This is a genomic window from Streptomyces iconiensis, from assembly GCF_028657195.3.
Classification (GTDB): domain Bacteria; phylum Actinomycetota; class Actinomycetes; order Streptomycetales; family Streptomycetaceae; genus Streptomyces; species Streptomyces iconiensis.
On record NZ_JANCPR020000125.1, the window covers coordinates 1 to 811 of the forward strand.

2 protein-coding genes are annotated in these 811 nt (G+C 71.0%); both read right to left on the reverse strand.

Annotation, left to right across the window (positions count from 1 at the left end; translation table 11 throughout):
- Positions 1-308: Pycsar system effector family protein (locus NMN56_RS42960; protein WP_283742585.1), on the reverse strand; the 308-nt coding region annotated here is incomplete at its 3' end.
- On the reverse strand, positions 305-568 hold the full coding sequence (locus NMN56_RS42965; protein ID WP_274040367.1) for a DUF6284 family protein: 264 nt from the start codon (positions 566-568) through the stop codon (positions 305-307). The genes NMN56_RS42965 and NMN56_RS42960, both read right to left, overlap by 4 nt.
- Positions 569-811: the final 243 nt, after the last annotated feature.

Below are 811 nucleotides of genomic sequence, written 5' to 3' on the forward strand. Positions count from 1 at the left end.
TCCGCGACCAGGTGCGCGCGCAGCTGGTCGGGGGCGAGGGTGGCCCAGTGCGGGAAGCCACCGCCGCCGTTCAGGTTCGGGCGGACCGTGAGCAGCAACAGCGCCACCGACGCCAGCAGCACCCCGGTCCCGGCGGCGCCGACCACGACGCCGGCGGTGTTCATGCGCATGTTGGTTGCTGCGGTGAGGACACCGGCCAGCAGCGCGCCGTTGAAGGCGAGCAGCAGCGACGCCTTGGTGTCCGTACGTGCCAGCTCGGACTTGACCTCGTTGTGCGCCGCCGTCAGCGCGGCATCCTCGCGGCTCATGCGCCCACCTCCGCGTCAGGGGCGGAGTGGTTGGCCAGGTCCCGGCGCGCGTCCAGAGCGCGGCGCCGGGCCCGGCGGATGCGGCGGGTGTCCAGCTCGGTCGGGGTGCGGTCCAGCGTGGTGATGACCGCGTCCAGCCACTCGATGTCAGCAGTGATCGCGGGCATCTCCCGCTCGATGGCCGCCAGTTGGGCAGTGGTCGGCTCGCGGTCGTACCAAGCGGCGGTAACAATCGCTTGAACAGCATCGATGTACCTCATGGGTCGTGCTTCCTCTCAGGGTTGGGGCGGCCCAAAAGCGGCCCCGGTGTGACAGCACCGGGGCCGCGCCGTGTCAGGGGAAGAGCCAGGGGCGGGGAGAGCGGGTCAGCGCTCGGAGTCGAGCGCCATGCCGACTACTTGAACTCGCCGCGCACGCCGTTCGGGTTGCCGCCGTAGATGAACGTCGTCCCCTCGCCCTCGACCTTCGGGGCGTCGATGGACGAGCCGTCGTCGCTGCTGGTG

What these genes read in the sequence shown, in the direction of transcription:
- NMN56_RS42965 (WP_274040367.1), bottom strand. Translation starts at nt 568, where the DNA reads ATGAGGTACATCGATGCTGTTCAAGCGATTGTTACCGCCGCTTGGTAC.